9 protein-coding genes are annotated in these 9,000 nt (G+C 53.3%); 7 read left to right on the top strand and 2 right to left on the bottom strand.

The features are described 5' to 3' along the window. Positions 1 to 19: 19 nt before the first annotated feature. On the bottom strand, positions 20 to 1,453 hold the full coding sequence (locus tag VEV40_RS13480; RefSeq protein ID WP_324833016.1) for a M1 family metallopeptidase: 1,434 nt from the start codon (positions 1,451 to 1,453) through the stop codon (positions 20 to 22). Between the two features lie 365 nt (positions 1,454 to 1,818). Here VEV40_RS13480 and VEV40_RS13475 point away from each other — a divergent pair, with 365 nt between their 5' ends. Together VEV40_RS13475 and VEV40_RS13470 are read left to right on the top strand one after the other, a co-directional pair. Next, positions 1,819 to 2,001, top strand: a complete 183-nt coding sequence (locus tag VEV40_RS13475) for a hypothetical protein (protein ID WP_324833014.1) — start codon at positions 1,819 to 1,821, stop codon at positions 1,999 to 2,001. A 177-nt stretch (positions 2,002 to 2,178) separates the two neighbouring features. Further along, the gene (locus VEV40_RS13470) at positions 2,179 to 2,928 is read left to right on the top strand and encodes a hypothetical protein (RefSeq protein WP_324833013.1); all 750 of its coding nucleotides are present in this window, start codon (positions 2,179 to 2,181) and stop codon (positions 2,926 to 2,928) included. A 492-nt stretch (positions 2,929 to 3,420) separates the two neighbouring features. Here the strand turns inward: VEV40_RS13470 and VEV40_RS13465 are convergent, their stop codons facing one another. After that, a complete protein-coding gene (locus VEV40_RS13465; protein ID WP_324833011.1) occupies positions 3,421 to 3,669 on the bottom strand; it encodes a hypothetical protein in 249 nt (82 codons plus the stop codon). 1,193 nt (positions 3,670 to 4,862) lie between these two features. Between VEV40_RS13465 and VEV40_RS13460 the strand changes: the two genes are divergently transcribed. From VEV40_RS13460 to VEV40_RS13440, 5 genes are all read left to right on the top strand, one after another. After that, positions 4,863 to 5,072: a hypothetical protein gene (locus VEV40_RS13460; protein ID WP_324833010.1), complete on the top strand. Its 210-nt coding sequence runs from the start codon at positions 4,863 to 4,865 to the stop codon at positions 5,070 to 5,072. 81 nt (positions 5,073 to 5,153) lie between these two features. Then, positions 5,154 to 6,605, top strand: a complete 1,452-nt coding sequence (locus tag VEV40_RS13455) for a flippase (RefSeq protein WP_324833009.1) — start codon at positions 5,154 to 5,156, stop codon at positions 6,603 to 6,605. Continuing rightward, a complete protein-coding gene (locus VEV40_RS13450) occupies positions 6,530 to 7,645 on the top strand; it encodes a glycosyltransferase family 2 protein (RefSeq protein ID WP_324833007.1) in 1,116 nt (371 codons plus the stop codon). The genes VEV40_RS13455 and VEV40_RS13450 overlap by 76 nt, the downstream gene beginning before the upstream one ends. 76 nt (positions 7,646 to 7,721) lie before the next feature. After that, positions 7,722 to 7,994, top strand: a complete 273-nt coding sequence (locus VEV40_RS13445; RefSeq protein WP_324833005.1) for a beta-1,6-N-acetylglucosaminyltransferase — start codon at positions 7,722 to 7,724, stop codon at positions 7,992 to 7,994. Between the two features lie 201 nt (positions 7,995 to 8,195). Continuing rightward, the gene (locus VEV40_RS13440; protein ID WP_324833004.1) at positions 8,196 to 8,624 is read left to right on the top strand and encodes a hypothetical protein; all 429 of its coding nucleotides are present in this window, start codon (positions 8,196 to 8,198) and stop codon (positions 8,622 to 8,624) included. Positions 8,625 to 9,000: the final 376 nt, after the last annotated feature.

The raw sequence follows: 9,000 nt of genomic DNA, 5'->3' as shown, positions 1-9,000 counted from the left end.
CTGCTTAAGTTGCAGCGAGTCAAAGCTTCCGGACATTCACGTAGTACAGGTCTGTAGCCACATCGAACTGTTTACTGTCGAGCGAAGTACTCATGGTTTGCCAGCGAGTGGTGACTGGTGTGATCAGCTGCCAATGTTTCTTGTCTCCCACCCTAATTGGCATGGCAAATGCCGGTTCGTCGGCCTGCCAGCGATACGCGACGGTGTGAGCCTGCCGATCAAAGCGCAGCTCCAGTGTTGGAATGGCAGCATAACGGAGATACTCGTTGAAGATGGGGGTCAGATCGCGCCCACTGTGCTTGCTGAAGTAGGCTGCGACGTCCGTCGTCATGATGGTCTGGTATTTGAAGTGCTGATAGTAGTCATGCAGCAGGGCAAACCATTCATGGTCATTATCGATAACGCTGCGGACGGTGTTAAGGAATAGACCGCCTTTCTTGTACTGGTCAGCTGGCGGGGTGCAGGCTGTGCCTTCTTCACAAATCACCGGCTCGACGTTCTTCACATTTTCCTTGCCTGTATTGATGTAAGTGATGGCGTCGCCCTTGCCCCACATATATTCGACAAATACGGATTCGCAGTAATTCGCCCAGCCTTCATGAATCCACATGTCGGACCGGTCGCGTGCTGTGATGCTGTTGCCGAACCACTCGTGCGCGCTTTCGTGCACGATGATGAAATCAAACCATGTGCCAATACCGGTTTTAGGCCGGCCGAGATATCCGTTCTCGAAATGATTCCCGTAGGTGATTGCCGTCTGGTTCTCAACGCCTGAATAAAGTGCTTCGATGAGCTTATAGCCATCTCTGTAGAAGGGATACTCGCCGAATGCATGCTCGAAAGCCTTAAGCATGTTCTTGACCTGAAGAAACTGCCGCTTTGCTTTGTCCAGATCTTCAGGAAAGACATAGTAGTCAAGGGTTAGCGATCCATACTGGTCGCTGTACACATCGCTGAAGTGCTCATATTTGCCGATGTTCAGCGAAACGTCGTAGTTGTTAATCGGATAGCTGACGGCCCAGTCCCAACGCGTGAAGCCGTCTCCGAGATCGGTCTTATGCTGAAGGCGTCCATTGGAGACTTCAACAAGGTCGCTGGGCGCCTCGACGCTGATGTCCATGTTCTCAACTTCGTCTCGCCACTGGTCCTTATTGGGCCACCACACACTGGCGCCCTCCTCCTCGCATGCGGTATTCACAAGGGGACGCCCTATTGGGTCGGTGCGGAAAACGAAACCTCCGAAACGTCCCATCTCGACAGGATGGCAGGAGTAGTAGAACTCAATGGTGTACGTGTTGCCCTTTTTCAGCGTCTCCGGAAAGTCGACATAAACAGTTCTGCCAGCCGCTCGTTCATACTTAAGCGCACGTGTTGTGCCGCCTGCTTCATCGAGGACAATTAGGTGAAGAGGGGCTGGAGTTTCGGCTCCTCTTTTATTTGCGGGAAGCTTCATTTACTCTGTTCACAGCCCACCCAAGGCCGGGATGGCGGAACTGGCAGACGCAGCGGACTAAAAATCGGCTCATTTCAAATCGACTCCCTAATAAGCAAATGAAAGTAAATGACTTGTGCTGATGCTGTTCGCGGCGCAGCACTTGCGCAACTCTTGCACACTTTTGTGATTCTTATAGAGAAGCAGGATGTGCAGCCGCATGGCAGACATCACGCCATTCTCGGTGGCAAAGTTCACGTCTACAAGCGTCCGAATAGTTCCAGCGGCAATGCGCGGCCTATCTGGCAGGAAAGAACCGGCGCACCATCACCAAAGAAGACAGCCTCTCGAAAGCAAAGGAATTCGCGGAAGACTGGTATTTGCAATTGCGCGGCAAGCTCCGAGACGGTCAGTTGAAGAGTGGCAAGCTGTTCCGCGAAGCTGCGAAGTTGTACCTGCGCGAGTTTGACATCATGACGCAGGGACAGCGCAGCGCGAAATATGCGAGCGGACAGCACGCGCGTGCCTGGCTATCTGATCCCGTTCTTCGGCAGCATGGTGTTACCTGAGATCACGGCGGGTAAGGTCAACGAATATCGCGTCCATCGTCTTGAAGAGTGCAAGGGTTTGCGCGGCAAGCCCCCAGCGCGTAACACTATGCACCAAGAAATCGTGACGCTACGGCAGATTTTCAAAACGGCTTTACGGTACGGATGGATCGATCATCTCCCGGATTTTTCAGTGCCATGCAGCGCGTCTGCCAAGATTTCCCATCGAGCATGGTTCTCACCGGAAGAGTACAGACAGCTTATGAGGCAACGCGGAAACGCGCCCAGGATCCAAAGCAGCCTCGTTTTCGTTGGGAAGCGGAACAACTTCACGATTATGTTCTGTTCTCTGCCAACACTGGACTCCGCCCCGACGAGGCGAGGCGTCTTCAGTTCCGCGACGTTACGGTGACAGAAGACGAGGGGAGCGGCCAAACCATCCTTGAGATCGAAGTACGTGGAAAGCGCGGAGTTGGTTATTGCAAGAGCACAACAGGTGCCGTGCATCCGTTTGAGCGGCTCAAAGCCCGCCCACGTCCAGAGGGAAGGCCGGGAAGATCGGGGAGCCGTTCCGCATCGATGGCCAATGGTGAGTGGCACGCTCCTGGACCCACTGATCTTCTATTCCCGAAATGGCCGCGCGAGTTGTTCAACGCAATTCTTGAGGAAGAAAAGCTTCGCACCATCCGTGATGGCAGGCCGCGAACGGCGTATAGCCTGCGCCACACCTACATCTGTCTGCGCCTGCTTGAAGGTGCCGACATCTATCAGATCGCCAAGAACTGCCGGACAAGCGTGGAGATGATTGAGAAATACTATGCGGCGCATTTGAAGACGCAGCTCGATGCTTCCGCTATCAACATCATGAGGCCACGTCGAAGAAAAGGACGGGCTCCGAGGAAAGGCCCCGGACGAACCGAGGCTATCCGTTTGATTGAGGAAGGGTAGACTGGCACTGCTTACTTTCTGATTACCTTCCAGCGAACCAGGATGGAACCATCTTGGCATGTTTTGGGCCGGAACCGGCCCAATCTAGCCCGGCACCGGGTGAGGCACCGCGATGCTTATCTTGCTCTCAGATACCTCCGAGGGTGTGACAATGCGCGTTCCCTTGTACGTGCCGAGAGTCAGTAAGTCCTTGTCCTCTGCAACCAGCAAATCCGCTTTCGTTAGGATCACGGCATACCTTTACTGTGCCTCGAATCTTCACACGGATACCAGGCGCCAAAATCGCTTGCAGCGCCGACGTTGCCCGGTGTTGTTCCCAGGAGAACTTTTCCGTCAGGACGCGCACGATCTCCGCGTCAATCTCATCACAAGTAGCAATCACCTCTTCGCTCATCGCTTTTTCGAGCGCCAGAGCCGACGTGCCGCGACGTTTTCGCAAACTGAAGCGCAGAAATCCAGACGTTGCGTCTATGATGACAATCACCCGTTAGACTAGACTTGGCGACGGCGCAGCTTCTCTGCACGCATCTGTTGGATGAGGGGCACATTGGCGTCGGTGTAGCCTTTTGGGTTGCGTCCTGCGACATATTCGCCCAGTTCATCCAGTGTCCTTCGCACCTGCTGTACAGAGTGCCTGCGGAAGGCTTCGCGGAATAATGCGCTCATGGGTGCGGCTGTTTCTCTGAGCCAGCGCCTCGGCTCTTTGTGCGAGTTCGGACGGCAGGCTAATCGTGTAGGCATTAAATTTTCCTTGCAGTAGCAGTACCCATACCAGATTATTACACTGTAATTGATTCCATTACTCCCAATAGGGAGGCGCTGCGTCCAGTTACCCCTTTCGACGCTGGTAGTTACTCCGGATGTTCTCAAGCTCATCGCCGGTAGTTCTCGAGAGCAAGGGTATGTACAAAGAACTCCTTCCAACTGACGAAACGGTTCCCCACGCAGGTGGGCATCCGGTGGTCACGGATGCTTGGGTGTTCTTCACTCGTCCGACTGCAATGAACTATCTCTTTGAGAATCTCGAGCACTTCGAGACAAGCTCAATGAGGGCTGCGCCTTTCCAGGAGGCCCACTGGTTTTGTATCGCATCTAATGAACCGCTGACATTCCAGGCGGTCCAGTTTTCGCGGTCTCTCCAGCCGTGGCGATTCCAGTCGCGCTCATAGATCTTGTCCAAGGCAAATAGCTGATATGCTAACAATCACGGCACTCTTCGCGTCCCACAGTCCGATTCGTGGAATAGAGTCGGCCTAATTACTCAATCGAGGCGCTTACGCATGCCCATTAATTCCGGCCTTCATTTCCCCGTTACCGAATTCGTTCCCGGAAAGAAGGGGTGATTTCTTGAATGCAAATAATCACTAGTATCAGGCGCCGCCTAAAGCACAATCTCTCGCCTGCTCAACGACGTAAGCTACTGCGACTTATCAATACGCTACGAACGTTCGGTAGGACGGCAACCCGAGTTTCCTGGCTCGCGTCTACGGCACAGACAAGTGGGGAGCCCATTTTTATACAGAGCATTATCAGCGGTATTTCGAGAAGTGGCGGAGAAAGCCGCTCAAAATTCTAGAGATTGGAGTAGGCGGATATTCCGATCTCTCCAATGGCGCGGCTTCCCTGCGCATGTGGAAACGCTATTTTCCAAATTCGCGAGTTGTTGGAATCGATCTATATGACAAATCCGCTCTCTCGGAACACAACATGCAAATTCTGCAATGCGATCAAACAGATGCCGAGAAGATAGGTGAGATTTCGATGCGCTATGATCCTTTCGATATCGTGATTGACGATGGGAGCACCTGAACGAACACGTTATGAAAACTTTTCAGATAATGTTTCCGCTACTGAACACTCCGGGGTATTATGCAATTGAAGATCTACAGGCCGCTTATTGGCCCTCTTGGGGCGGGGTTAAAGGCAGGTCGAGCATGGACTATCTGAAATCGCTCATCGATGGCCTCAATCGTGTTGAGAACCCAATGTCTGGAGAACCAATCTACCTCGATACCCATATTACTGAGATCGCGTTCTTTTATAACCTTTGCGTTATCCGCAAAGGCATCAATAATGAAGCCTCAAACGTCCCGGGCTTGATAGACAAAGAGCGTTCAGAGCTTGACTCTGCCCGTACACATTGACGCATATTAGACAGCGGTCAATCGCATTCACCATCATTCATCAGCTAACTCCATGTTTTTCCGTTGAGTCCCCAACATCCGATGAGCGTCAAACGTAATACTATCTACAACCTCCTGGGCTCGATCGCGCCTTCGCTCGTAAGCCTGGTCACGGTTCCTGCATACCTGCATCTGATAGGGTACCCACGATATGGTGTCCTTGCAATCGTCTGGTTATTCCTCGGGTACTTCGGATTGTTTGATCCAGGTATTACCCGGGCTGCGGCATTCCATATTGCACGCTTGCATGAGCCGAAACAGGCGAAGGAGAGAGAGGGTGTTTTTTGGACAGCGCTGGTTGTAAATCTGGCGTTTGGAATGATCGGCGCAGTTGTGCTCTATTTCGCTGCGCGACCAGTCTTTATGTCAACTTTCAAAATGCCCGAGTCGATGCGCGGTGAAGTCATTGCTAGCCTGCCATGGTTGGCAGCATCCATTCCTCTGTCAACTGTAACGGGCGTGCTCGGTGGAGCGCTGCAGGCCCGGGAATGGTTTGGTGTCTCCAACTCACTCAACGTGGCGAATGCCGCCATTTCACAACTGATCCCCCTCGCCGTCGCATTCTGGATGGGCCCGCAGCTCAATTGGCTAATCCCCGCAACCATCATTGCTCGGAGCTTGGGAGCGGTCCCTAGCTTCGTCGTTATCGCCCGCGCGCTGCCGCTGGGGAAAGGCGGTCGTTTTGATCGGTTGCGCTTGAAGTCGCTTTTTTCTTATGGCGGCTGGATTACGCTCACGAATGTGTTGAATCCTGTGCTGAGTACGATGGACCGTATTTTGATTGGTAGCTTGCTCAGTGCTGAGGCGGTCGCCTTCTACACAGTGCCTTTTAATCTGGTGAGCCGTGCATCGGCTGTTCCGGGGGCACTCACAACCACTCTGTTCCCCAAATTTTCCAGAGGGAATCAGGAAGACAGCGCCCGATTGGCGTCCGATGGGCTGGCGGCCCTGGCTTCAGTCATGACACCAATGGTCGTTCTCGGCATAGCTGCTTTTCCAATCTTCATGCGTTACTGGGTCGGCCTCAGCTTTGCACAGCACGCCGCGCCCGTGGGAATTGTGCTCTTGGTCGGTATTTGGATCAATGGACTTTCCTATATACCTTATAGCCACTTGCAGGCCAGTGGTCGTCCCGACTTGGTTGCGAAATTTCACGCGATAGAATTGTTGCCATTCCTGGGCTTTCTCTGGCTGGGCGTGCACTACTTTGGGCTTCTGGGGGCAGCCTATGCTTGGACCTTTCGCGTTGGAATTGACGGTATCCTGCTGTTTGCGGCGGCGGGAAGAGTACCTCATTGGCGGAGGCTTTTCCCCGGTGGCCTTCTGGTTCTGGCGGCTGCGCTTTTGGCGCCCTCTGCGATCTTGTCGGGCAGAATGGGTTTAGAACTGCTTGTGCTGGCACCGACGATAATCTGGTCATGGAAGCTCAGTCCGAACGTCCGCGCCGCTCTTCGGATCCGCGCTGGCAAGATTCATCTTCGAGCCGCTGTGTAATGAGAACGACTCCTCGACATGACCCTCATATTTCGGTCGCAATGGCTACCTACAACGGGGAAAAGCACATTCGCGAACAGTTGGACAGTATCGCTCGCCAGACGTTGCTGCCCTGCGAACTGGTCATTACTGACGATGGTTCGGCTGACGCCACTCTGCAGATCGTTGAGGAATTCGCCCGACACGCTCCGTTTCCCATAGCAGTGATTCGAAATGAATCAAGGCTAGGTTATGCCGATAACTTTATGAAGGCGGCGTCTCTCTGCACAGGAGACTTGATTGCATTTTGCGATCAGGACGATATCTGGATGGAGCAAAAGCTTCAAGTTTGTTCAGGCTATCTTGCTGATCCGCAGGTGCTTCTCGTCATCCATACTGCACAGACGTTTACGCATGCGGGCGGCCTTGGTCATTGTTATCCCAAGTTCTCGCGGAGCGGCATTCTTCGGTGGGGGGCATGTGATCCTTTTTCTAATCATCCAGCATTCGCCATGGTTATCAAGAAGACGCTGCTGCAGTTTGTTGATAGCAGCCAACGGCCGGCGAGACTGCACTCCCACGACCATTGGCTTTGGTTCCTGGCGGCAGGCTCTGGGGGAATAGCGACGATCTCAGAGATTCTCACCCTTTATCGTCAACATGGAAGCAACGTCTACGGTGCGCCGCAACGGCTTACATTTGCGCAACGACTCCGCAGAACCGCTAGAACGATCGACTACGATGAAGTAGCCGACTCCGAACTCCAGTGTTCGAATCTTTTGGCCCATGCGGCAGAGGAGTGCCCTGAATTCGAGGCCCACCTCAAAGACTCCGCGGCAAAGCTGGAGTTCCGGTCGAAGCTGCATCTCCTCCGGACGAGAATCTATCGGCAGAGTAATCAATTCCTGCTCAGAGCTGGCATTTTCAGTCAAATTCTGCTCAGCGGAGGATATTTCCCCGACTCTTCTGGTACACGCCTCGGACCTTACTCTGGTATGAAGGACCTGTTTCTGGGGGTGACAGGGATTTACCGGTTGGTGAGATTTATCGCACGTTCGTGATGTCCAACAGTCGCTTCAACGATATGATCAGTTGTGTCGCCGCCTCGCATCGCTTTTCTAATCCTCGCACATCAAGATGCGCCGCAGCTTGAGCGTCTATGTCACGCACTCGAAGGCCAAAGCATCTTCGTGCATGTCGACGGCAGGGCCACCGAGTTTCCGCTGGGACCGGATCGCCGAAATCCCAGGAACCATCGTCCTTTCTCAGCGGACCGTGGTGCACTGGGGCGATTTCTCTATGATCGAAGCAACCCTAAGTCTATTGGAGCAGGCAAAGCTGTATGGCACATTCGATCGCTTTGTTCTCCTCTCGGCAGTCGTTATCCGGTTAAGCCGCTGGATTCTCTAGAGGCCGCCTTCACAAAGGATCCATTCAGGGAGTGGATCTCCCTCACACCGATTACCCGCCAATCTTGCCTGTACACCACGATAGGACGCCACTGGCGTATAACACCCCTGCTGGCGAACCCATTTTTCGATTCGAGACTGCGCCGCATTTTACAATTTAGTAACCAAGGCTATGGGACGGGATCTGCCGCGGGAGATTGGAATGGTGCCCTACTTTGGCAGTCAAAGGTGGGCACTTACCAATGATTGCATTACCGCCATCCTGGAGTTCGTACGTAATCATCCGGAGTTTGTTCGCAGTTATCGGAGCGTGTATGCCCCCGACGAGCACTTCTTCCAAACCATTGTGGCCAATTCACGTTTCGCATCGGTGGCTATGCATGTAGAGGACCCAGGCTCCGCAACCAACCAGCTTGGCCCCTTACATCAGATCGGGCCGGCTGCGGATCGATACTTTGGCAATGGGGATACCGACTTTCAAATCGCTGCATCGACGAGCAAGTTCTTTATTCGAAAAGTAGCTTCTTCCCGGAGCGTGCAATTGCTGGAGCGCATTGATCGTGAATTAGTGGGTATGACCTCTGCAGAGCCAACCTTGCCGTCTCAGGGAGTTCACAAGGGTTTTTCGTGAAATAGAAACGCAGCTTGGTATCCGCCATCTCCCGTCGCAATTGCTCCATCTCCGCGACTGAAATCGCAGTGCAGGGACCCTCTGGGGACCGGCAAGACCCACACAATTGTAAATAAAATTTGCCACTATCTTGCTCTTGGCAAGCGTGTTCTCGTCACGTCTCGCGGTAACGCGAGGTTGAGCGTACTGCAAGAGAAGATATCCGATGAAGCTCGCTCACCGTGGCTCTTCTTGCCAGCGACTGCGAGGGGATCCGACAGTTTCAGGCTTTCAATCGAGACAATTCAGCATCGTGTCTCTCAATTGAATCCTGAGAGAGATCGAATGTGCCCAAAGTGTCATTGATCGAGCGCATTCCGAACTTTCGTCTATTGAC

Origin of the sequence: Alloacidobacterium sp., assembly GCF_035631355.1 — a bacterium.
GTDB lineage: Bacteria > Acidobacteriota > Terriglobia > Terriglobales > Acidobacteriaceae > Alloacidobacterium.
The sequence above is the reverse complement of the archived record's forward strand: the minus strand, read 5'-3'. Positions and strand labels throughout refer to the sequence as shown.

What these genes read in the sequence shown, in the direction of transcription:
- VEV40_RS13480 (WP_324833016.1), bottom strand. Translation starts at nt 1,453, where the DNA reads ATGAAGCTTCCCGCAAATAAAAGAGGAGCCGAAACTCCAGCCCCTCTT.
- VEV40_RS13470 (WP_324833013.1), top strand. Translation starts at nt 2,179, where the DNA reads ATGCAGCGCGTCTGCCAAGATTTCCCATCGAGCATGGTTCTCACCGGA.
- VEV40_RS13465 (WP_324833011.1), bottom strand. Translation starts at nt 3,669, where the DNA reads ATGCCTACACGATTAGCCTGCCGTCCGAACTCGCACAAAGAGCCGAGG.
- VEV40_RS13460 (WP_324833010.1), top strand. Translation starts at nt 4,863, where the DNA reads ATGGACTATCTGAAATCGCTCATCGATGGCCTCAATCGTGTTGAGAAC.
- VEV40_RS13455 (WP_324833009.1), top strand. Translation starts at nt 5,154, where the DNA reads ATGAGCGTCAAACGTAATACTATCTACAACCTCCTGGGCTCGATCGCG.
- VEV40_RS13450 (WP_324833007.1), top strand. Translation starts at nt 6,530, where the DNA reads ATGGAAGCTCAGTCCGAACGTCCGCGCCGCTCTTCGGATCCGCGCTGG.
- VEV40_RS13445 (WP_324833005.1), top strand. Translation starts at nt 7,722, where the DNA reads ATGCGCCGCAGCTTGAGCGTCTATGTCACGCACTCGAAGGCCAAAGCA.
- VEV40_RS13440 (WP_324833004.1), top strand. Translation starts at nt 8,196, where the DNA reads ATGGTGCCCTACTTTGGCAGTCAAAGGTGGGCACTTACCAATGATTGC.